Here is a 23,846-nt window from a genome sequence, read left to right as displayed (position 1 = left end):
CCGCATGGTACTGGCGTCTAGCGTCGATCTTGCGAACGGTCGACGCGCGCAGGAACCGGCACCATCGTTCGGCTGGGCAGCCTGCCGTGGCCGCCCGTCTCCAGCTTGCGCTTTCGCTCAAGATGGTAGGCGTAGGCGAACTGAATGGCGATGCCGATGACCACGAAGACTGGGCCGGCGATCCGGTCGTGGTTGTTGATGTAGAGCACCACCTGACCAACCATCGCCAGAATAGTGCCGGCGACAAAGATGTTCAGCGAGTGGCGTCCAAGGATGGTCAGCGGATTGTTCGTGGACCGGCGAAGCAGGCGTGAGATTGCCGGAATATTGATGACGAGATACGTCAGCGCCAGAACGTGCAGTAGCCTCGGCAGCGACAGGAATGTCTTGTCGAAGCCCGTCAGCACGGGCGGCAGCCCAAGCGATGCCAACGCAATTCCGAAGCTCCAGAGCTGGCCCACGACCCAGGCAAAGGACAGCGCGACATAGGCGGCCGCGAAAGCAAAGAGGATTGGGTGCTGAGGCAGTCGGCCGCCGCGGCGCACATGCGTCACGCCAACGATGCCGATCGTGAAGAGGAATTGCCAGGACAGTGGGTTAAGGAACCAATAACCCTCAATCAGCATGTTATGTGGCGCTATCTCGTAAACGCCCGCAAATAGCCAAACAGTGCCGGAAACGGCGAGTGCAAGAAGAGGGCTTGCCGCGTTGAGCAGAAGGATGATCGGCACCATCAACATCAACGCGCCGTACATCGGCAGAATGTTGTTGTAGCCGATCTGATGTCCAAGCAGTACTAGCGAGGGAATGCCGGCCTTCAGATTGGTGAGGACGGCGAGGATGTTGATTTCACAAAGCAGGCCGGGTCGGTGGAAGATCCACGCGCCGGTCAGAAACAGGGCGAGCGTCATGAACGTCGTTATCATGTGAGCCAGATAAAGGGTAAACGCCCGCTTCACGGCCTTCACTGCCGTCTGCAGCCACGCGCCGGTACCATAGGCCAAGCCAACCGCGATGCCCGAAATCAGAACGAAGGCTTCGGCCGCATCTGAGAAGCCGAAATTCTTGGTTGTGAGGTTTTCGAAAATCTGACCGGGAACGTGATTGATGAAAATCGTGATGAGCGCGAGCCCGCGCAGAACGTCCAATCTCGTATCGCGTGTCGGCGCCGCTACCGTCACAGAACTTTGCGTGGCGCCGATCGTTCCCTCGAGCGCTATTGCCATGGACCTCTCCTGCTTTTCCGATTTGCAAACGCAGTTGCGGCCAAAAGGTTTCCCTTTTGGCCGCAACGAATCGCCGGATGATTAGCGAGGAAAATGCTGTTATCCGACCGGATATCCCTCGTCGGGATCGGTGACTTCGCGTCCGTTGATGGTCACATCGTAGCCTCTCGGATGGGACGATTTTGAGACCGAAATGAGGTATTTAGCACCTGTGTGTTCAATCTCGGCGGAGAAGCCGTCCCATGTGCTCGCCAGTGCTGGACGCACGTACAAGCGGCCATCCCTTACCTTGATGCCGAGGATGCCCTCGATCACCGCGCGATAGAGCCAGCCGGCGGAGCCTGTGTACCAGGTCCACCCGCCGCGACCGCTGAGCGCGCCCTCACCATAGACGTCAGCTGCAATGATATAAGGTTCGACGCGATAGCGCTCCGCCGAAACCGGATCGCGGGCATGACTGATCGGATTGAGCATCTCGAAGCAACGCAGGGCATCATCGCCGCGGCCAAGTTCAGCCAATGCCAAGACAACCCAAGTCGCGGCATGAGTGTATTGTCCACCATTTTCTCGAACACCTGGCGGGTAAGCCTTGATATAGCCAGGATCCTTAGCCGAGTTTGCAAAGGGCGGCGTGAAGAGCCGGATGATCCGTGCCTCTGGATCGACCAGCTTATCCAGCACGGAGTTCATAGCCTTCGCCGAATGCGCCGGATCGCCCTCTCCGGACAGCACGCTCCAAGACTGGGCAATCGAATCGATCTGGCATTCGAGGCTTTCCTTGGAACCAAGCAAGCTGCCATCGTCGAATGTACCGCGCCGGTAGTAAGCGCCATCCCAGGCGACGGTTTCAAGTGCGGCCTTGAGCGTGGTCAAATGCTGAGTCCACCGCTCAACCCGTGCCTTGTCGCCACGTTCCTCCGCATATGCCGAGAACGAACGCAGCGCGCCCGCCAGGAACCAGCCAAGCCAGACGCTCGTTCCTTGTCCGCCAATGCCGACACGGTTCATGCCGTCGTTCCAATCACCTCCTAGGAAGAGCGGCAGACCGTTCTTGCCTGTTCGAGCGATTGCGAGATCCAGCGCGATTGCCGCGTGTTCGTAGACGCTCGCCTTGTCTTCGGAGATTTCAGGCAGATAGAAGGAGTCGTGCTGTCCCTCAAGGAGTGCCGGCCCTTCCAGGAAGGCGAGTTGTTCGTCGAGGACGCTCTTGTCCCTCGTGACGCTGCAATAGTGATGGATTGCGTAAGCGAGCCAAACCACGTCGTCCGAAATCATCGTCCGGACACCAGCGCCGGTGCCGGGCAGCCACCAATGCTGAACATCACCCTCGCGGAACTGGCGCGAGGCGGCATTCAGGATCTGCTTGCGGGCAATCGACGGCTCATGGATGACGAACGCCAACGTATCCTGCAATTGATCGCGGAAGCCGAAGGCACCGCTTGCCTGGTAGAAAGCCGTACGCGCCATAATGCGGCAGCCCAGGCTCTGGTACGGCAGCCAGGTATTGATCAGATTGTTCATGCTCTGATCGGGCGTGGAAACCTGCAGTTTTCCGGTGAAGCCCTGCCAAAAAGCGCGGTTTGCGTGGACAACGTCCTCGAAGGCAACCTTGCGAATATCGTTGATCAACGCCCGCGCCTCGGCCTTCGTCTTGGTGTCGCCGAGGAAGAAGCAGACATCCCGCTCCTCGTCCGGTCCGATCTCGATATCGATCGCCAGAACCGCTGCCGGATCGCCGTCGAGTTCTGTCGTGCCGGAAAGGCTGGCTCCCGAATTCAGGGCATGTGGCGCCTGGATCGTGCCCTTCTTGCCGATAAATTCGCGGCGGCTGGCAGTATAGCTAGATGGCTTCTCGCCGGCCACAAAGAAAGCGACACGACCGGAATAATCGATGCTGTAGTTGTTGCTTGCGAATAGTGCTCCGGTCTCCTCGTCGTGTTCGGAGAGGATGAACGGTGCAGACTTCTGCGCATTGTTGCCCAGAACCCACTCGACGTAACCGTAAATCCGCAGCTTCCTTGGCTTGGAGCCGGCATTGCGTAGCCGGATTCGTTGCAGCTTGACCGGTTTTTCGCGATCGACGGTCTGCGTGACCTCAAGCGCGATCTCGTTCTGCACGCTGGAGAATACCGAATAGCCCAGGCCATGTCGCGCTTCGAAGCGAATATCCGGCCGCTCCGAGAGGTTTGCGAACGGGGTCAATACCGCGCCGCTATCCCGATCGACGACGTAGATCGCTTCGCCGGGGCGATTGACGACCGCGTCATTCGACCACGACGTCAGCTGATAATCACGGGAGTTTGCGCTCCACGTGAAACCGGCTCCTTCGGCAGACACATGGAAGCCGTATTTTTCGTTCGAGATTACATTGATCCACGGATGCGGCGTTGCGTGACCTCCGGGAAGGCGCACGACATATTCGCGACCGTCGCCGGCAAAGCCGCCGATGCCGTTCCAGTAATTGAGGTCCCCCTCTTCCTCGATCACCACCCTGGAGGGCCGTGAGGCTGGTGCCGGCGCGATCCGCTTGACGGGCGTCTTCAGCCGGTCGGCGCGCTCCAGCTCCTGCTGCTCTTCCTTGCTCGGGGAAAAGAGCGCGACGGCACGATTGATCTGATCGATAATCTTACCGTTCTTGGCATGGAGCGTGACGCGCGAGGCGGAGATCAGCGCATGGTATGTTGATTCTTCCATCAGATCCTTGCGGACCGTGAAAATGTGCTGGCGCAAACCATCGGCCTGACCCATGCGGCGAACGTTCTCGGCCATCTGATCGACGGCGTGCTGCATGTCCTGCGCATAGGATGAGGCGCGCTCGTTCATGATGACCAGATCGGCGGTGACGCCACGCGAGCGGAGGTATTCCTGCGCAAGCAACGCTTCCCTGACGATATCGAGATCCATGTCGTCGTTGACGCGCAACGTGAAGATCGGGAAATCGCCGGAGATCGCTAGCGGCCAAAGTGACGACTGCGACTGCATGCCGGCGGCAACTGCGGCCGCATCGGCGCGCAAATACATATCCGGATAAACCAGATGGCGGCCGAGATGCTGGAAGGCTGCCGCCTGCTGTGACGTCACGCCGACATGGCGCATCTGGATCTGCGTGCGCGTCCAGGCCTGGACGAGTTCGTGGTTGAAAGCGTCTGCATGGCGATACCGGTCAACGGCCTGATCCACCTCGTTGCGGCTAGGGGCAGCGATGGTCCAGAAGATGACGCTGACTTTCTTGCCCGGCGGTACGCGGAGGGTACGGCGAAGCGAGAGCACCGGATCGAGCGTGAAGCCGTCGGTACCGGAAAGGGTCGCTCCCGCATCAAAAGCGGCGGCGTTCGCGAGGCAACGCCCGCGGCCTAGGAACTTGCGGCGGTCCGTTTCGAACTCGGTGTGGCGCGTAGAGCCGGAGGTGTCGACGATAAGGTGAGCGACGGCCATGTTCGGCTCGTTCGGATCTCGCTTGTTGCGCTCGACGCGGATGACGTCGCCGCGCTTGCCGACCTCCGTCTTGACGAACATGCGGGCAAATGCCGGATGGGCGTTGTCGACGTCGTCTGTCGCGAGAACGGGCTCGAGATAGGAGGTTACTTCGATAAATCGATCCTCCGTCCCCGAATTAACGAGCGTCAGGCGCCGTGCCTCGGCGTCATGCTCAGTGGCGACAATGCATTCGACTTCGCTCGTGAGGTCGCCTACCGTCTTAGTGAACTCCGCCTTTTCGTCGGCGAAGAGAACCTTTACCTGTTCGCCTTCGACACTCTTTGGCTCCGTGGTTGCCGACCACCATTCGTTGGTCGCCGTATCGCGAAGGAAGATGAAGGTGCCCCAGCGGTCCTCAGTCGGATCGGCTTTCCAACGTGCAACCGATTGGCCGTTCCATCGCGAATAGCCGGCGCCAGTGGCGGTCAGCATCAGCGAATAGTGGCCGTTCGAGAGGAAGACCAGCTCGCGATCACGCGAGGCCGGATCATAGATTTTGCGCAGTTCAGGGCGCAACAGATCGTCCTGGATGCTGGCTGGGGTATCGGATTCGTGCTTGCCGCTCATGACCGGAATATCCCGCGGTGCCTTCTCTTGGAGAAGGAGCTCGGCAGCTTCGATCACTGGATCCGAGTGGAAGAGTTCGCGCAGGTGACCATTGAAGGCGACGTTCGCGACTGCGGCGATCGACATGCCGTGGTGGTGAGCATAGTAGTTATATACGACCGCGCAAGTCTTGCCTTCTGGCACGCGGGTCGGCGTAAAGTCGACGGCGTCGTGGTAGCCGAACTTGCCGAGTGCGCCGAGCTTGCGCAGGCGCTGGAGGTTTTCAAGCGCTGCGTCAGGATTGTACTGGCTGGCAAGGATCGACGCATAGGGCGCAATGACCGCGTTGTGGCCAAGGCCCCGCTTCAAGCCGAGCGAGGGTACGCCGAAGTTCGTGTATTGGTAGTTCAGGTTATGGTCGCGCGCATTGAACGCCGCTTCCGAAATACCCCACGGGATCCCAAGCTTGCGGGCATGGTTCATCTGCTCGACCACAACCAGATTGTTGGTCTGGTTGAGGATGCCTCCGCCGCGCTCCTGCATGACGAGCGGCGGCATCAGGTACTCGAACATCGAGCCGGACCAGGAGACAAGCGCACCACGCGAGCCAACTGGGACGACCTGGCGGCCGAGACGATACCAATGTTCCGTCGGCAAATCGCCCTTGGCGATGCCGAACAGGCTGGTTAGTCGGCATTCCGAGGCGAGCAGGTCGTAGCAGGCCTGATCGAGTTCGCCACTTTCGACGCGGTAGCCGATCGAGAGCAGACGTCTTTCTGGCCGGAACAGGAAGCCGAAGTCCATCGAGAAAGCGAGGTCGCGGGCCTTGTCGCGCAAGGCAATCAGGCGCGGACGCAGTGCGTCGATGTTGGACAGATCGAAGGTGCTGTCCGAGATGTGGGCTTCGCAGACCTTGACGAGAGATTCAGCCCAGCGCGTGACTTCGACGCTCAATGCGGACTTCACCTCATGATCGAGGTTGGCAGCGAGCTTTTGAATGTCGCGCGCCAGAACGGCGAGGTTGATGATGCGGATCGATGCGAACTCGTGCTCGCGCTTGACCGCAGCCAATGCGTTCTGGAAGCCGATGATACGCTCTTCCAAGCGACGGCGCAGCGGGCGAACCGTCTTGCGATCGTCCGGCAACTCGGACAGCACCTCCGCGAGGATGCCTGCGGTATCGCCGACGCCATCGAGGTTGCCCTGCATGTGAGCGGAGGGCGCTTCCGCCCAGTTGCGGCAGGCCGACGAGATCGCGATGAGGTGGCCGGCGAGGTTGCCGCTATCGACTGCGGAAACATAGCGCGGCCCAAGCGTATCGAGAGTATCAGTGTGGTACCAGTTGAAGAGGTGCCCGCGGAATTTCTCCATCTTGTCGATTGTCGCGATCGTCTGTTCGAGCCGATCAATGGTCTCCTCGAAGGAGAACCATCCGAAATGCCGGCCCGAAACGACGGATAGGAGGTAGACGCCAATATTGGTTGGGGACGTGCGTGTCGCCACGATTACGTGAGGCGTCTCCTGGACGTTGTCCGGAGGCAGATAGTTTTGCTCGGCGGTTGTGAACGTCTCGAAATAGCGCCACGTGCGGCGGGCGATCTTGCGAAGTTCGCTAGAAACAGAATCGGCAACCTCAAGCCGGTCTTCCGTCTCGGCCGACTGGCTGACGTAATAGGCGACCATCGGCGAGAGGATCCAGAGAAACGCGAACGGAACGCCCACCAGATATGCCTTGTCACCGGAAAGCGCTGCAAAGGCTAGGGCGAGCAGGGCCAGCACCGGGGCGTGCCACATCGCCTTGTAGTAAGAGAGGATGGTTCCCTGCTTGCCGGCCTGGACGCTGGCAGCGGTTCGCCATTGCAGCATCAGCTTGTGGCTGACAAACAGACGATAGAGCGAGCGACCGATGGCATCGGCCATCATGCAAGCGGAATCGGCGATGAAGATAATCCGGAGAGCGACCTGCGCGTTGGCAGCACGGATATCGGACCAGACGGTGTAGAGATGCGCGCGGGCGACGATATCGCTGGTGCGCGGGATGATACCATTGATGAGGGAGAGTGTCGGGGCGACGAACAGGCAGAAAATCAACAGGATCTGCCACACGAGCGCGCCGAGCGGAGCCATAAAATACCAGCCAAGCACCGAGGCGAAGAACCATGCGATTGGCGTCAGCGATCGGCGGAGGTTGTCGAACATCTTCCAGCGCCCGAGCCCGGTGACGCCGTGCTTCGGGTTGAACATGTACGGCAGTAGCTGCCAGTCACCACGCGCCCAGCGATGCTGGCGCGAGGTTTCGACCTCGTAGCGGGTCGGGAAATCCTCGACGAGTTCCAGATCGGTGACGAGCGCGCAGCGGGCCATCGAACCCTCTAGCAGGTCGTGGCTGAGCACTGAGTTTTCGTCGATGCGCCCTTTGAGCGATGCTTCGAAGGCGTCGACGTGATAAAGGCCCTTGCCGGTGAAGGTGCCCTCACCCGCCAAATCCTGATAGACGTCGGAGACGGTAAATACGTAAGGGTCGAGGCCGCGATTGATCGAGAAGACACGCTGGAAGACCGATGCATCCTCGCCCGTCGTCAGTGACGGCGTGACGCGCGGTTGCAGCACGCCATAGCCGCTTTCGACCCGACCGCTGGCCGGATCGATGACCGGACGGTTGATTGGGTGGTAGAGCTTGCCAGCGAGCTTGGTGACGGCATCGCGCATCAGGCGTGTGTCGGCATCGAGCGTCATAACGTACTGAACGTTTGCCGGCACGATGTTTGCGCCCGGAAGGTAAGTGGTATCGCGGTCGCCGCGAAGCAGCAGGTTCAGTTCGTGCAGTTTGCCGCGCTTGCGCTCCCATCCCATCCAGGCGCCCTCGGATGGATTGTAGAGTCGACGGCGATGCAGGAGGTAGAAGCGCGTCTTGCCATCGAAGGCATACCGTGCTGAAAGGTTTGCGACCTCGCGGCGGGCATAGTCCAATACCTCGAGGTCGGCGGACGTTTCCTCGACCTGGCTGTCTGGCCAGTCGCTGAGCAGCGCGAAGTAGATCTCCCCACGCGGGTTGGCGAGGTAGTGAACCTCGAGATTGCGGACGAGTTCATCGACACTGTCACGGTTGGAGATAAGGCAGGGAACGACCAGTAGCGTGCGGGCTTCTTCGGGAATACCCTCCTTGAACTCGTAGCCGACCAATCGGGCCGGTGTGACGAAGAACGACAGTACCGTGTTGAAGAGGCCGGTTGCGCCTTCCGAAGCCGGGAGCGAGAACATGATCAGCAGGATCGCGATCTCAAGTGGTCCCATGCCGGCATTGGCCATGAACTTGCCGACGATCGCCATGGCGATGATGGTGAGCAGGATTACCGGTGTGGCGATCGAGAGCCAGTTGAAACGGCGAACGGTTCGGACGAAGTGCTGCGTTGCGGTCGGGCTATAGTTCGCACGCGCTTCGAGTTTGGGCCTTTGAGCACCGGTCAGAAAGCCACCGACATTCGGTTCATGCGGTTGTGGCTCGCCGGAGGCCTTCGCCTCTTCGGTCATATCCAGCGCTAGTTGGGCGATCTCCATTTCCGAAAGCGGCGAGCGCTTGGCGAGTTTTTCGATCTGCTTGCGGTACTTGTTGCGTGAACCGGAATCGAGATCGCCGTAGTCGGAATGATCCCACAGCAGCTTGTCGACATGGCTGACCTGTTCGACCCAGACGGACCATTCGGTGTCGTCGATCTCGCGCAAGCTCCGGATGATGTTGCCCATCGTGACGTTGCCGGAGGACAGGCGGCTGTGCTCCGCCATTGTCGTCTCTTCGGTATCGCGTCCGAGGGCCTCGAGGCGCTCGTCGAGCCAGGCGATCGCCACGCTGGAGGCCTGCGACCCGTCGCGCATGCGGTAGAGGAATTGCGTTGCGAAGGTATTGTCTTCGGCAAGAGACTCAAGCGACTTAAGATACTCGGCCGCCCTTGCCGGGTCCGTCAGCCGCACAAGCTCATCTGCAGCCTCGTTGGCACGCCGACGCAACCGGCGGCTGCGCTCGACGCGGATCGAAATGCGACGCAGATTTTCCACGAGCACATAGCGAACAAGCGACGGCAGTGCCCAGAGTTCACCGATCCTCAACGTTTCGCTCTGCTGGAAGCCATCGACGAGGGCCGTCAAGCTTTCCTGCGAGATCGTGCTGTGGGTGTGGGCGACATAAAGCCATGCGAGCACCAGGGTGCGCGGGATCTGCACACCGCTGATGTCGATCGTTGGCAGTTCTCGATAGAAGCGCCGCGGGAAGTCACGACGGATTTCCTGAATCGCTTCCTCGACGATGTAGTGGTTGTCGAGCAGCCATTCCGCTGCCGGGGTAATGGTTTCACCGGATTCCACGTCTGTTGCCGTGGTGCGGTAGACCCGCAGGATTTCCTTCTCGTTTTCCTTATGCCGCGCGAAGAAATCGAAGGGCGTAAAAGCGGGCAGCGAGTCGACGCCGCGGACGGCGACGGAGGCGCCTATTGCCTTGATATCCTCAATGGAAAGATAGGTTGAGCGGATCGAGTCGTTATGATCGATCTGCTTCGTTTCGGACTCGCGCGACGGGCTCGGAGACGTGGCGGAAATGTTCATGGGTTCGGTTCTGGATCCAAACAAAGTTATGATGATTTTGCGTAGCCTTTTGCACTGCCAAATATGACTGTCGCATGAACAGCGCCGGGGTTTCCTGGTCCCAGACAGCAAGATCGAAGCGGTAATCAACCGACGATGCGAAACGGTTTAAACGCGACCTATGTGGGCGATGTGCGAACACGACTCCGTTGCGCCCTCCACCCTTTCGGAGCCATCCCGGGAAAGTTGGACACCATTGCGATAATTCAAGTCAAGATGTTTCAAAGGATGCAATGGGGCAGTGTACGACCATCACCTGCGGTCGAAAAGAAATCGGCGCTTGGGCAAGCGCCGATTTCCAATCTTACACCAGTGTTTTTTGTCAAGCGCGTCGCATGAGGCGCATAACCAGCGAGACGACGAACAGGATCAGGAACAGGAAGAAAAGAACCTGAGCGATCGACGCGGAAGCACCTGCAATGCCGCCAAAGCCCAAAACGCCGGCAATCAGCGCCACAACGAGAAATACAAGTGCATAATAAAGCATGGCGATCTCCTTTGTCTTTGCTGCCGAAATAACGGGAGGTCGCCCTATTGGTTCCCTCGGAGCCCCCAGGCCGGGTTCGGCCAATAGAGAAGGCGCGTCGAAATCGACGCGCCTTTTCTATACCGGCAACCAACCGCAATCTTAGACTGCATGGAAGAGATAAAGGAGAATAATCACCGGGATCGGAATGTCCCAAAATCCCTTTTATCGTCATTCTCCGTTTCACAATGAATGTGATGAGAGAATAAATCGTGGCTCCGACGCCGCATTTTCAGACTGCCGCGACACCACGTGTTCTTTGGCTTATCCTACGATGCCAAAGACGAGGGCCGCGACGAAAAGAAATGCCGCCGTGACGAGCGTTGCGTGAACGACAAGCTGAATCTTGCTGCGTGTCGTGACCGGCTTCTTGGCCTGGATGGAGCCGTATTGATTCACATGAGCATGCGAGATACCCAAGTCTGCCATGTGCTGCCTCCGTTTCTCCGCGCTTCTTTTGTTAGAGCGTGTTTTCGTATTTTCTCTATCTAATAGGTAGAGATAAAATTCTGTCCTGCCAGGGGACGTTAAAAAATCCGTCCTTCGGCGACTACACGAGAATTCGCCACGCCCAGAGCAAGGAACGATCGTCTCCGGCATCTTGGCGGGACCTGACCGTTGCTTCCGGTGTTTCCAGGAGTCGCCGGTCTTTCTCTGCGGGAATGGATGTCGAGGGTGCAGCTTCTCTATCGATCTTGGCCGGTGGCTGCAGATATCCCATGGTCATGCCGCCGAGAAAAAACATGCCGGATCTCCATGATCACGAAAATTAACGGGCGTTAACCGGATCATGACAGAAGTAAGGCAGGTGTCAATAGTCTAGTCGAATGGTCGTGTTTTAGTGGATCATTAAGGCTGAGGCCCAACGGGCCTCAGTGAAACCAAATCGTTGAAAGGATTGCCCTTCAAGCTTTGACGAAACCCTTGCTGGCAACCATCAAATTTCGCGTGTAGTCCTCGGTCACGGCTGCCTGCGCAAGCTGCGCTGAAGTCAGTCGCTCGACGACGGCCCCGTTTCGCATCACGGCTAGGCGACCGCACATGTGGGTGACGACGCCGAGATCATGGCTGACCATAACGAAGGTTAGCTTGCGATCTCGCCGCACTTGTTCGAGGAGGTTCAGAACCTCCGCTTGCACTGAAGCGTCAAGGGCCGAGGTCGGCTCATCAAGCAAGAGGATGGACGGCTCGACGATCAATGCCCGGGCAATCGCAACGCGTTGACGCTGACCGCCCGAAAGCTGATGCGGGTAGCGAAAACGGAAGCCATTTCCAAGCCCGACTTCGTCGAGGGCTCGGGCGATCCGTGTGTCACTGTCGCTGATGCCGTGTATCGCCAGCGGCTCGAGTAGGAGGCGATCTATGGTCTGGCGAGGATGCAGGGATCCGTAAGGATCCTGGAAGACCATCTGCACCTGCCTGTAAAAGGCCTTGGATCGTTTCGCACCAACGAGGGGATCGCTATGGATCTTGATGGAGCCGCCTGCCACCGGTGCCAGGCCGGCAACGGCACGGAGCAGGGTCGACTTTCCCGATCCGGACTCGCCGACCAGGCCGAATGACTCGCCGGCCTCGATATCGACGCTGACGTCTTTCAGCGCATGGAAGCGATCATAGATCACACTCAGCTTATCGACGGAAAGTGCAATGCTCATATGGCCCACTCCGGCTTGCGATCGAGGACCGGCAAGGGATGCCTGTTTTCTCCGATTTGGGGCATGCAGTTCAACAGGCCCTGTGTATAGGGATGGCGCGCATTCTTGAGGTCGGATGCCTTGAGTTCTTCGACGACCTTGCCGGCATACATCACGATGACACGGTCGCAGAAGGACGATACGAGGCGCAGGTCGTGGGATACGAAGATCAGCCCCATGCCGCGTTCCGACACGAGCCGGTCCATAATCCTGAGGACGTCCAGCTGGACCGTGACATCCAGTGCGGAGGTCGGTTCATCGGCGATCAACAGCTCCGGGTCGGCGATCAGCATCATGGCGATCATGGCGCGCTGACCCATGCCGCCCGAGACCTCGTGCGGATAGAGATCGAATACCCGCTTCGGATCGCGGATCTGCACCGCCTCCAACATGGCGAGGGCGCGATCGCGCGCCGCCGCCTTGCCGACTTTCTCATGGGTCCTCAGCGTTTCGCAGATCTGTTGGCCGATCGACATGACGGGATCGAGCGAATATTTCGGATCCTGCAGGACCATCGCGATGCGTTTGCCGCGCAATTGCCGGCGCTGCTTGGCGGATGCGGCGAGAAGATCAATGCCGTTGAAATCGAGTTTGTCGGCTGAAACGATGCCGTGCTTCGGGGTCAAGCCCATAATGGCGCGCCCCGTCTGTGACTTGCCTGAGCCGGACTCACCGACGATGCCGAGGCGTTCCTTGCCAAGCGTAAATGAGACGCCGCGGACGGCTTCGATCACGCCCGTGCGTGTGGGATAACTGACCTTGAGGTTTTGAACGGTGAGGAGCTCGGTCATTGACCGCTCTCCTTGGGATCGAGCGCGTCGCGCAGGCCGTCGCCGAGCAGGTTGAAGCCGAGGCTCACGATCAGGATGGCAAAACCTGGCATGGCAGCCACCCACCATTGGTCCAGAATAAAACGCCGGCCAGACGCGATCATCGCGCCCCATTCGGGAAGCGGCGGCTGCGCGCCGAGACCGAGGAAGCCGAGACCGGCCGCCGTCAGGATGATCCCGGCCATGTCGAGCGTCACGCGCACGATGAGCGAAGAAAGGCAAAGTGGCATGACGTGCCGGACCACGATCCGCAAAGGCGACGCGCCCATCAGCTTGACCGCAGAGATATAATCGGAGCGTCGCACGGTTAGCGTCTCCGCACGGGCAATACGGGCGTAAGGCGGCCAGGAGGTGATGGCAATGGCGATGATGGCGTTCTGAATGCCAGGCCCGAGGGCCGCCACGAAAGCGAGAGCCAGTACCAGCTTGGGGAAGGCCAGGAAGATATCGGTGATGCGCATCAGCGTCGCATCGACCCAGCCGCCGGCGTAACCCGACATCGTCCCGACGATGAGGCCAATCGGCGCCGAGATAGCTGCGACGAGAACGACGACGAGCAACGTCAAGCGAGAGCCGTAAATGAGGCGGGAATAGATATCGCGTCCCTGATCGTCCGTGCCAAGCCAATAGCCCGATGAGCCTGGTGGCAGCAGGCGTGCGTTCTTCAGATCGCCGACAACTGGCGAATGCGTGGCGAGTAGGTTCGCAAAGACAGCCACAAACAGGAGCGTGATGATGATCAGCAAACCGACGACAGCAAGGTGGTTTGCGGTGAACTGGCGCCAGGTCACGTAGGCTCGGCCCAATCGCGCTTGCGTGCGCGACTGCGGCCGATCGGAAAGCAACCATTCGCGGCGGCTCAGCGGCGCTGATTGATTTGCGGGAACCGTCATCGGCTTCGCGTCCTAGGGTCAAGCGTCCGATAGAGAAGGTCGGACAGGAGATTGATGCCGATAAAAACCGTGCCAATGACGATGGTGCCACCGAGGACGGCGTTCATATCCGCGTTCTGGAGGGAATTGGTGATGTAGAGCCCTATACCCGGCCAGGAGAAAACCGTCTCGGTGAGAACTGAACCCTCAAGCAAGCCGGCATACGAAAGCGCGATGACGGTGACGAGCGGCACGGCGGCGTTTCGCAGTGCGTGACCCCAGATGACCCGGGTTTCCGAAAGTCCCTTGGCGCGTGCCGCTACCACATATTCCTGGCTCAGTTCATTGAGCATGAAGCTGCGGGTCATGCGGCTGATGTAGGCCAGTGAGAAATAGCCGAGCAGCGAGGCGGGAAGGATGATGTGGCGGAAAACGTCATAGAAGACGTCCCACTGCCCCTGCATGGCGCTGTCGAGCAGATAGAAGCCGGTCACCGGCGTAAAGCTGTACTCAAAAACGATGTCGATGCGGCCGGGGAAAGCGACCCAGCGGAGCTGCGCGTAGAAGATGACGAGCGAGATCAGCGCAAGCCAGAATATAGGCACCGAATAACCAATCAGCCCGATGACACGGACGATCTGGTCGGCAATGCTGCCTCGCTTGACGGCCGCGAGCACGCCGAGCGGGACACCGATCACCGAGCCGATGATCGTCCCGAGTGTTGCAAGTTCGATCGTCGCGGGAAAAACGCGCCTGATGTCGACCATGACAGGATTGGTGGTCAGCACCGAGGTCCCGAAGTCACCTGAGAGAATGCTTTTCAGATAGATGTAGAACTGCTGGTAGAGCGGCAGGTCGAAACCGAGCTCGCGACGGACGCGCTCGACAACGTGGGCCGGAGCGCGGTCGCCGAGAATCGCAAGGACCGGATCAATCGGTACGACGCGGCCGATGAAGAAAGTCACGGCCAATAGGCCGAGATAAGTGGTGACGGCGGCGACAAGAAATCGCCCGACCGCCTTGGCGATAGGAACAGCACGGCCCTGTTTGGGCCGTGCCTCCGTCTTTGTCTCAACGATGCTCAACGGATCAATCCTGCCGGATTATTCCTTGCCGATCGGGCCGACATAATTGGTGTCGAAGCTCGGGCCGAGTTTGAAGTCCTTCAGGCTCTTGCGAGCACCTGCGACCTCGATCTGCTGGAAGATGATCACGAAGGGGCTGTTTGCCAGGAACTTCTTCTGGATGTCCTCGTACATGGCGGCGCGCTTGGCACCGTCACGCTCCAGCAAAGCAGCCTTCGTTTCCTTGTCGAGCTCCGGTGCTTCCCAAGTGTTGCGCCATGCGAGTGTCTTGACTGTCCCAGCGTCCGAGTTGTCGGGGTTGGTGGTGAAGGTATCGGCATTCGAGTTCGGGTCGAAATAGTCCGAACCCCACTGACCGATGTACATGTCGTGCGTGCGTGCACGGAACTTCGTCAGGGTCTGCTTGCCGTCGCCCGGGATGATTTCCATCTTGATGCCGGCCTGGGCGAGCGACTGCTGCATGGATTCGGCAATACCCGTTACCGGCTGCGTATTGCGAACGTCCATCGTCACCGAGAAGCCGTCCTTCAGGCCGGCCTTCTCGAGCAGTTCCTTGGCCTTGGCGACATCGAGCTTGTAGGGATTTTCATCGAGCGCGCCGAGTTGACCCTTCGGCAGGAAGGTCTGGTGGATTTCGCCGATGCCCTTAATCAGCGTCGAACCGATCGCATCATAGTCGACGAGGTACTTGAAGGCTTCCTGGACTTCCGGCTTCTTCAGGTTTTCGTTCTTGGAGTTGAGGCTGACGTAATAGACCGTGCCCTTTGGCGCGGCAACGGTTGTCAGGTCGGCATTCTTGGAGACTGCATCCAGGTCGCCGGGCTCCAGGTTGCGCGCGATGTCGATATCGCCGGCTTCCAGCGCCAGGCGCTGTGCCGAGCTTTCCTTCATGAAGCGATAGATGACGCGGTTGAGCTTTGCCTTCTCGCCGTAATAGTTGTCGTTGCGCTCCATCACGACAACTTCGTTGGCGCGCCATTCGCGCAGCTTGAAGGCGCCTGAGCCGGCATAACCGGTCTTCAGCCATTCGTTGCCGAAATCGTTGTCATACTTGTAGTCGGTGCTCGGCGTCACGGACTTGACGTGCTCAAGGACCAGCTTCTTGTCGACCACCGAGGCAACAGTTGCCGTCAGGCAGTTCAGAACAAAGCTCGGCGCGTAGGACTTGTCGACGGTGAAGACGAACGTGTTTTCATCCGTCGCCTTTGCCTTCTCGGTGACGTTGTCGCCATTGATGCCGAACTGAGTGATGATGAAGGCCGGGCTCTTGTCGAGTTTGACGGCGCGCTCGAAAGACCATGCGACATCTTCGGCGGTGATTGGATTGCCGGAGGCGAACTTCAGGCCGGGCTTGAGCTTGAAGGTGTAGGTCAGGCCATCATCCGACACCGTCCAGCTCTCGGCGAGATCGCCCTTGACCTTCGACGTGTCGCTCATGTCAAGGCGGACGAGCAGGCTGTAGGTGTTGCTCGTGACTTCAGCCGTCGACAGTTCGAAAGCCTCGCCGGGGTCCATGGTGATGATGTCGTCGATGGCGAAGCCTTCGACCAGCGTGTCCTTCGGCGTTTCCGCGAAGGCTACCGGTGCAGCTGCCATCATGATCGACAGAGCGGCGCCTGCCGAAAGCAGGCGGAAAGTGCGGTTAAATTTGCTGACTATCATGGCTTTGTTCCCTTGTTTTTTCATTTCAATACAAAGTAGCTGGCTTAGGCGTCCTCTTCTCCCCACGCCGAGGCCAGAATTCTCAGCCAGTTCCCTCTGGCTAATTTTTCGAGATCTCCTGCACCATAGCCAGCGCGCTGGAGCGCGGCAATTAGCTTCTGGTTACCCGCAGCATCCCCTATTTCGTCGGGTATGGTCGCGCCGTCAAAGTCTGAGCCGAGCGCCACGCAGTCGATGCCGACACGCTCGACGAGATAGTCGATATGGCGCACCATGTCGCTCAGCGGCGTATCGCCATCGGAGCGACCGTCGCTGCGCAGCATCGCGGTCGCATAATTCACGCCGATGAGGCCCCGGGTTTCCCTGATGGCGTCGAGCTGTTTGTCGGTGAGGTTGCGAGCGACCGGCGTCAGTTCATGAACGTTGGAGTGGCTTGCAACCAGCGGCTGATCTGTTGTCTTCGCGATATCCCAGAAGCCCTTTTCGGTGATATGCGCAAGATCAATCAGGATGCCGAGCCTGTTGCATTCGCGCACGAGGGCAAACCCCGCATCAGTCAGCCCCGGAGCGGTGTCCGGGGACATCGGGAAGGCGAAGGGCACGCCGTGGCCAAAGATATTGTGGCGGCTCCAAACCGGTCCCAGCGATCGCAAGCCAGCGGCATAGAATACCTCCAGCGCCGCCAGGTCGGGGCCGATGGCTTCGCAACCTTCCATATGCATCACCGCCGCGAAAACACCATCGGCCATCGCTTGGCGAATGTCCTTTAGCGTGCGGCAAAGCCGCCACGCGCCCGCTTTGTCCAGGCGAAGGGCGATCGCGGCCATTTCCGTGGCGATTCTCAGGGAGGGCAGCGGTTCGAGCGGGGCGGCGAGCGGGGTGACGTAGTGGCCGTTCTTGTCGGGATCCGCAAAAACGAGATCGCCCGAGGGCACGTAAATTGCGCAAAGGCCGCCAGCCAGCCCACCAGCCTTGGCACGCGGAGCATCGATGTGGCCTAGATCTGTCCCGTTTGCAAATTCGGCGACTGGATCGCCGCCATCCTGTTCATGTGTCCAAAGCCGGAGGAGGACGTCGTTATGGCCGTCGAATACGAATTGCATCTGCGTTCCTGTGTGCCCGGGCGGGCGGTATGAAGAGCGCAGAATAGAAAAGCTGGCGGAATACGCTACCCTTTTTTTCAGAATTTTTGCTGTTCCGCATCAACGGGTAGCGGAAACGGAAAACGGGAGCCGAGGCTCCCGTTCCGAGGTACTTTCGTTAGTGCTTGGCGCGTTTCTTCTGCCGGTAGACGTCGATGACGACAGCGGCAACGATGATCAGCCCCTTGACGATTTCCTGGTAGTAGGCATCGACCCTGAGGAAGGTGAAGCCTGAGGTCATCACACCCAGAATGATCGTGCCGATGACCGTGCCGGTAATGCGACCGACGCCGCCTGTCAGAGAGGTGCCGCCGATAACGGTCGCGGCAATCGCGTCGAGTTCGTACATGACACCCATGCCAGCCTGCGCGGTCTGGGCGCGCGCTGCCGTGACGACGCCAGCAAGACCTGCCAGGAGGCCGGCAATCGCGTAAACCTTGATCAGGTGGGCTTCAATGTTAATGCCGGAAACACGCGCAGCCTGAACGTTGGCACCGATCGCATAGGTGAACTTGCCGTAGCGGGTATAGCGCAGCGCAATGTGGAAGATCAGCGCGACGACGAGAAAGACGACGACGGGCCAAATGCCGGTACCGATGAAATTGAACTGATCGGTGAGCCCCGAAACCGGCTGGCCCTTTGTGTACCACTTCGAAATGCCGCGTGCCGAGACCATCATACCAAGCGTGGCAATGAACGGCGGGATCTTAGTCCTTGCGATCAGCTGCCCGTTTATGAAGCCGGCCGCGAGGCCGATGAGAAGACCGATCCCGATCGGAATGAAGAACGGCAGGTCGGTCAACGAGGGATAGAGTGCTCTCGGCCAGGTGGACGCCTGTGCGAAGCTCGCCGCAATCATCGCCGTCATGCCGACGACGGAACCGGAAGAGAGGTCGATACCGCCGGTGATAATGACTTGCGTCACGCCAACCGCGATGATGCCGATGACGGCGACCTGCAGGATCATGATCGTCAGGCGCTGCGAATTGAACAGGAAGCTTTGGCCGACAAAAATCCAGCCAAGCACCTCGTAGATGAGCGCAATACCGATCAGGACGAGGAAAATGTTGAGCTCCGGCGGGACTCGCCGCCGCCGGGCGCGCGTTGCAAGTGGGGCTGCCGCCTCAGCTGCGTTGGTGTTCATGTTAGCCTCCCTTCGGGTTGCTGGAGGCCACGCATCACTGCGCGGCAAGCTCCATCACCTTGATCTGCGTTGCTTCGTCACGATTGAGAAATCCGGTTACGCGTCCTTCATGCATCACCATGATGCGGTCGCTCATGCCCAGTACCTCCGGCATTTCCGACGAGATCATGATCACTGCCACTCCATTTCTCGCCATCTCCGTCACCAGGCGATGGATTTCAGCCTTGGCGCCGACATCGATGCCACGCGTTGGCTCGTCGAGAATGAGAATCTTCGGATTTGTTAGTAGCCAGCGACCGATCAGGACTTTCTGTTGGTTGCCGCCGGAAAGGTTTTCCACGCGCTCGTCAAGATTGGGCGTCTTTACGCGGAGCTTCTTGGCCATGTCTTCGCAGGTCGCCTCGATCGCGCTTTCCTGCACAAAGCCCCCCTTGACGAACCTGTCCTGGAGAACCGCGATCTGCATGTTTTCGAGAACGTTGAGGATCAGCAGACAGCCTGTATCTTTGCGATCTTCGGTCAGGAACGCCATATGGTTCCGGATCGCGACGGTCGGCGAGGAGATGTCCGTCTTATTGCCGAACAGTTCGATCATGCCTGATGTCGCCGGCGTTACGCCGAACAGGGCTTCTGCGACATTCGATCTGCCCGATCCCACAAGCCCGGCAACGCCGAGGATCTCGCCGGATCGGACATCGAAAGATACGTCATGGAAGACATTGTTCAGCGAGAGGTTCTTCACCGAGAGAACGACGTCGCCGATCGGCACCTCCTCTTTCGGGAACATCTGGGTGATTTCGCGACCGACCATCATGCGGATGATGTCGTCTCGGGTGACGTCCGTCGAGGCATGGGTGCCGATGTAGCGTCCGTCGCGAAACACCGAGAACTCGTCGGCAATCTCGAACAGCTCGTTCATCTTGTGCGTGATGTAGACGATGCCGATGCCCTGCGCCCTGAGGTCGCGAATGATCCGGAAAAGATGCTCGACCTCGCGCTCGGTCAGTGCCGATGTCGGCTCGTCCATGATCAGGACATCGGAATTGTAGGAGACCGCCTTGGCGATTTCGACCATCTGCCGGTTGGCGACCGAAAGGTCACGGACCTGGATCTCGGGGTCGATGTCGATGTTCAGCCGGCGAAACAGCTCGTCCGTCTGGCGAAACATTGCCGCATGGTCGACAAAGCCGAACTTGTTCTTCGGCTCGCGACGGATCCAGATATTCTCGGCGACGGTCATGTAGGGCATCAGGTTCAGCTCTTGATGAATCATCGCGATGCCGTTTTCGAGGGCATCCAGCGGTGATTTGAGCTGAATCTCCACACCCTTGAGGCGCACCTCGCCTTTGTCGGGGATGTAGATGCCGGCCAGGATTTTCATCAGCGTCGACTTGCCGGCGCCATTTTCGCCCATCAAAGCGTGCACGGTGCCGCGCTTCAGTTGGAACTGGACGTCATCGAGGGCGACGACGCCTGGAAATTCCTTGCGCACGCCCTCGGCGCTCAGCAGGTATTCCGCATTCGGAACAGCGCCGCTCTGACGCACTGCGGCCATTGTAGACGGGCTGACAACCATCTCATCTCCTCCCGGACACGGTTTGAAGCAAGGGATGCGGAACCAGGTCCCGCATCCCGTTTCTCCGAACGTTAGTTCTTCGCGACGAAGTCCTTGACGTTTTCAGGCGTGACGAGCTGGAAAGGAATGTAAACCTTCTTCTCCACCTTTTCGCCCTTCGCGAGCTTCAGGGCCGCATCGAGCGCGCCCTTGCCCTGTCCGGCCGCATCCTGGAAGACCGTCACGTCGAGGTCGCCTGCCTGCATCGCGGCAAGTGCGTCCTGGGTGGCGTCAACGCCGCCGATCACGATCTTGCTGAGATCCTTGCCGGCTGCCTTGAGCGCCTGAATTGCGCCAATCGCCATTTCGTCATTGTTGGAAATGACCGCGTCGAACTCAATACCGCTGGAGAGCCAGTTGGTCATCAAATCCGAACCTTCCGTGCGTGACCAGTTTGCCGTCTGCTCCTCAACGATCTCGATGCCCTTGCAGTCGTCGGTTGCGACAACATCGTGGACATCCTTAGTGCGCATACGGGCAGCTTGATTGGAGAGTTCCCCCATCAGGACGACAGCTTTGCCCTTGCCGCCGAGGAGCCGGCAGATTTCCTTGGTCTCAAGCGTGCCGGATTCCTGCTCGTTCGAAGCAACGAAAGCCTGCTTGTCCGGAAGGCTGTCAACGTTGACCGGCTCGCGGTTGACGTAAACGAGTGGAACGCCAGCCTCGGCTGCGATCTTCGACATGGCGGCCGTCGCGTCGGTGTCAACTGGGTTGACGATGATCGCGTCAACCTTGGATGCGATGAAATTCTGGATCTGGCTCTGCTGCTTGGCCACGTCGTTCTGCGCGTCTTCGACCTGCAGCGTCACGCCGCTCAAAGTCTTGGAGTAGTTCTGCATCCCGTTGCGCAGAACGGTCAGGAAGTTGTCGTCGAATTTCGACATCGAGACGCCGACGGTTTCAGCATGAGCGGCCGTCGACAGGACGAGCGCCATGGCAGTGCCCACGATAAATTTCTTCATTGTTCTTTCCTCCACAAAGCGGTGTCCGGCTGCACCCTCCTCACGCCGGAGCTCTGGGCCATGCCCAAAAGCCAATATTTTGTTCGCCATAGGCCATCTCCCGCTGGCCATCCGTCAAGAAACGGAATAAACGAACCGTAATATCTGCATCTCGGAATATTCATTCCATTTTCTATTGAGGGCGTCAAGTCCATTTCATTGATGAGGTCCGTGCCGGCTTTGCGGAAATCTCGCGAAGGCGCCCGGGTAGACGCTGAAACGCGCGATTCTGCGGACTATATAAATGCATTGACGGCCGCAGTTTCGCTGCCTTCCAGGGAGAAATTAATGCCCATCTCGATGTACCGACTAACAGTTCCCGTTTTTCAGCACGGCCTTGAAACGCTGAAGACTTATCTCGACAAAGCCGAGGCCTTCGCAAAGGAAAAGGGTATCGATAGTGCGGATCTCGTCGCCGCACGGCTATCTTCAGACATGCTACCGTTCTCGGGTCAGTTTCAGCGCGCAACCGACAGCGCCAAATTGGCGATTGCACGGCTGACCGGTATCGATGCGCCGAAATTCGAGGACAATGAAGCGACGATCGCCGAATTGCGCGAGCGTGTGGCCAAGACGCAAGCCTACCTGGGGACCGTCGCGCCGGCTGCACTCGACGGCACGGAAACGCGGGAAGTCACCCTTTCACCAGGGGGCAACAAGATCATGTTTCGAGGCGACGAGTATGTCATGACCTTCGCGCTGCCGAACTTCTTCTTTCACCTTGCGACGGCACATGCGATCCTGCGCAACCAGGGCGTTCCAGTCGGCAAGATGGATTATCTTGGACGCCTCGCCTGATGTAGATCAGGGCCGGCGCCTGACCGGCCCTTTCTCCGTAAGTTCGGTGAAGGCGAGCGTTTGATCCAGATGGCGGGCACGCATCGAGAGCAGCTTCTCGGCATAGGAAAGCCGGGTCGACAGATAGGCTGGGTCCGACGCGAGGTTGTTCAATTCCTGCGGATCGGCCTGCAGATCGAACAGGAGCGGTGGAAGCGCCGTGAAATGCACGTATTTGAAGCGTTCATCTCTAACCACGGCAAGGCTGCATTCGTTTGATTCCAAGCCGAAATGAGTTTCGGGCTCGCGCGTGGCGACGTCGCGGAAGTCAAATTCCCAGAAGGCTGCATCGCGCCAATTTCCCGCCTCCCCCTGCCCCATGAACGGCAGCAGGGACTGGCCATCCAGGCTATTTTCAGGTTCGATATTCAGGCGATCGCAGAGTGTCGGGAAGATATCTGCCGCAGACGTGAACCGGTCGACCACCCTGCCCCGCGTGACAGCTTGCGGGTCGCGGATGACAAGCGGGATATGATAGCTGCCATCGAAGAAGCCACCTTTGCCGAACGTCCAGTGATCGCCTGCCATCTCGGCGTGATCAGAGGTGACGATGATTAGGGTGTTGTCCCATGTCCCGCGATCTTTCAATGCGTCCCAAATCCGCCCGAGCTGCGCGTCGACCTCCGCGATCATGCCATAATAAATGGCCCGGATCGCTGCGAACTCGTTGGCCTGCCAGTCGGTTACCTTTCCGGTCGCGCCGTAGATGAAGCTGCCCTTTCCCACCCTCGGCATGGCAAAGGACAGGTAAGGGTGTGATCTCTGCTCGGTTTCGTGGTTTTCCGCCCGGGCGAATTGGGGACCGTTCTCCGAGCCGAACAGATCGTTATACGGAGACGGCGCCGAAAATGGCGGATGGGGACGCAGGAATGAAATATGTGCGAACCAGGGCGAATCTTGCTCTCCCAGCCAGCGGATGAACTCTCCTGCGAGAAATGCAGTTTGCGTCTCGTTTTTCGAATAGGCTGTTGCGGCGTTCGAGATTTCGCCGCGGTCTGCGCCGATGGGAATGTGGATGTCGCGGCTAAAGGCTTCAGCGTGTCCACGCTCGCGCAACCAGGAGAGCCATTGTTTTTCATGCTCAGGAAGCAGCTGCCGGGCCGTAAAGCCGGGCAACAACCCCTCATAGGTCGTCAAATGCGGATCGTTCGCGTCCATGCCACGCGGATCGGGCGCGGTGTCGGTGTAGCCGAAGAGCGTCGGATCATAGCCCGCCCGCCGCGCCGCCATCGCCAGATTGTCAAATCGGGCATCGAGGGGTGAGCCGTTCTGGCAAACCCGGTGGTTCATCTGGTAGAGGCCGGTGTAGAGCGTGGCGCGTGCCGGCGAACAAGGTGCAGCGCCGGCGTAGTGGCGGGCAAACAATGCGCCTTCCGCTGCCAGCGCATCCACATTCGGCGTTTTGACGCAGGCATGGCCGGTCGCCGACAGGCAATCACCGCGCCACTGGTCCGCGGTGATCAAGAGAATGTTCGGTCTACCGGTCATGATGCATTTCAGTGCTGGTTTGATTTTGCGTGCCAGTTCCACGCCGAACGGATGATCTGAGACAAA

The 23,846-nt window shown here is 59.0% G+C and carries 16 protein-coding genes; 1 reads left to right on the top strand and 15 read right to left on the bottom strand.

Translation table 11 applies throughout. From position 1 onward, the window contains the following. Positions 1–17 precede the first annotated feature (17 nt). The 14 genes from K9B32_RS21685 to K9B32_RS21620 all read right to left on the bottom strand — a co-directional run bounded on the left by K9B32_RS21685 (position 18) and on the right by K9B32_RS21620 (position 21,416). Positions 18–1,226, bottom strand: a complete 1,209-nt coding sequence (locus tag K9B32_RS21685) for an OpgC family protein (protein ID WP_224565881.1) — start codon at positions 1,224–1,226, stop codon at positions 18–20. Positions 1,227–1,325: 99 nt separating this feature from the next. Beyond that, a complete protein-coding gene (locus tag K9B32_RS21680) occupies positions 1,326–9,845 on the bottom strand; it encodes a GH36-type glycosyl hydrolase domain-containing protein (protein ID WP_224565879.1) in 8,520 nt (2,839 codons plus the stop codon). 361 nt (positions 9,846–10,206) lie between these two features. Further along, positions 10,207–10,371, bottom strand: coding sequence for a DUF1328 domain-containing protein (locus K9B32_RS21675; RefSeq protein ID WP_007798213.1), 165 nt, complete (start codon positions 10,369–10,371; stop codon positions 10,207–10,209). A 303-nt stretch (positions 10,372–10,674) separates the two neighbouring features. Beyond that, positions 10,675–10,839, bottom strand: a complete 165-nt coding sequence (locus K9B32_RS21670; protein ID WP_224565877.1) for a hypothetical protein — start codon at positions 10,837–10,839, stop codon at positions 10,675–10,677. A 121-nt stretch (positions 10,840–10,960) separates the two neighbouring features. After that, a complete protein-coding gene (locus K9B32_RS21665; RefSeq protein ID WP_224565875.1) occupies positions 10,961–11,155 on the bottom strand; it encodes a hypothetical protein in 195 nt (64 codons plus the stop codon). Positions 11,156–11,315: 160 nt separating this feature from the next. Beyond that, the gene (locus tag K9B32_RS21660; protein WP_224565873.1) at positions 11,316–12,065 is read right to left on the bottom strand and encodes an ABC transporter ATP-binding protein; all 750 of its coding nucleotides are present in this window, start codon (positions 12,063–12,065) and stop codon (positions 11,316–11,318) included. Next, entirely contained in the window at positions 12,062–12,895 is an 834-nt protein-coding gene (locus K9B32_RS21655) for an ABC transporter ATP-binding protein (RefSeq protein ID WP_224565871.1), read from the bottom strand. Before K9B32_RS21655 ends, K9B32_RS21660 begins: the two co-directional genes overlap by 4 nt. Further along, complete coding sequence (locus tag K9B32_RS21650) at positions 12,892–13,827, bottom strand: ABC transporter permease (protein ID WP_224565870.1); 936 nt, start codon at positions 13,825–13,827, stop codon at positions 12,892–12,894. The genes K9B32_RS21655 and K9B32_RS21650 overlap by 4 nt, the downstream gene beginning before the upstream one ends. Continuing rightward, positions 13,824–14,891 carry an ABC transporter permease gene (locus K9B32_RS21645; protein WP_224565868.1) on the bottom strand — a complete coding sequence of 356 codons (1,068 nt, stop codon included), beginning with the start codon at positions 14,889–14,891 and terminating at the stop codon, positions 13,824–13,826. Before K9B32_RS21645 ends, K9B32_RS21650 begins: the two co-directional genes overlap by 4 nt. Positions 14,892–14,909: 18 nt before the next feature. Beyond that, positions 14,910–16,553 carry an ABC transporter substrate-binding protein gene (locus K9B32_RS21640; protein ID WP_224565866.1) on the bottom strand — a complete coding sequence of 548 codons (1,644 nt, stop codon included), beginning with the start codon at positions 16,551–16,553 and terminating at the stop codon, positions 14,910–14,912. A gap of 44 nt (positions 16,554–16,597) precedes the next feature. Next, positions 16,598–17,656 (bottom strand): dipeptidase, encoded by a 1,059-nt coding sequence (locus K9B32_RS21635; protein ID WP_224565864.1) that lies wholly within the window; start codon positions 17,654–17,656, stop codon positions 16,598–16,600. A gap of 157 nt (positions 17,657–17,813) precedes the next feature. Beyond that, positions 17,814–18,839 (bottom strand): ABC transporter permease, encoded by a 1,026-nt coding sequence (locus tag K9B32_RS21630; protein ID WP_224565862.1) that lies wholly within the window; start codon positions 18,837–18,839, stop codon positions 17,814–17,816. 34 nt (positions 18,840–18,873) lie between these two features. Further along, the gene (locus K9B32_RS21625; RefSeq protein ID WP_224565860.1) at positions 18,874–20,415 is read right to left on the bottom strand and encodes a sugar ABC transporter ATP-binding protein; all 1,542 of its coding nucleotides are present in this window, start codon (positions 20,413–20,415) and stop codon (positions 18,874–18,876) included. Positions 20,416–20,486: 71 nt separating this feature from the next. Continuing rightward, positions 20,487–21,416: a sugar ABC transporter substrate-binding protein gene (locus tag K9B32_RS21620; protein WP_224565858.1), complete on the bottom strand. Its 930-nt coding sequence runs from the start codon at positions 21,414–21,416 to the stop codon at positions 20,487–20,489. Positions 21,417–21,743: 327 nt separating this feature from the next. Here K9B32_RS21620 and K9B32_RS21615 point away from each other — a divergent pair, with 327 nt between their 5' ends. Then, a complete protein-coding gene (locus tag K9B32_RS21615; RefSeq protein ID WP_224565856.1) occupies positions 21,744–22,253 on the top strand; it encodes a DUF1993 family protein in 510 nt (169 codons plus the stop codon). A 6-nt stretch (positions 22,254–22,259) separates the two neighbouring features. On the opposite strand, the gene K9B32_RS21610 is transcribed toward K9B32_RS21615, so the two are convergent. Continuing rightward, positions 22,260–23,780 carry an alkaline phosphatase family protein gene (locus K9B32_RS21610; RefSeq protein ID WP_224566013.1) on the bottom strand — a complete coding sequence of 507 codons (1,521 nt, stop codon included), beginning with the start codon at positions 23,778–23,780 and terminating at the stop codon, positions 22,260–22,262. Positions 23,781–23,846: the final 66 nt, after the last annotated feature.

The organism is Rhizobium sp. 3T7, assembly GCF_020166565.1.
Taxonomy (GTDB): domain Bacteria; phylum Pseudomonadota; class Alphaproteobacteria; order Rhizobiales; family Rhizobiaceae; genus Rhizobium.
This window is presented reverse-complemented; position numbering and strand designations above follow the sequence as displayed.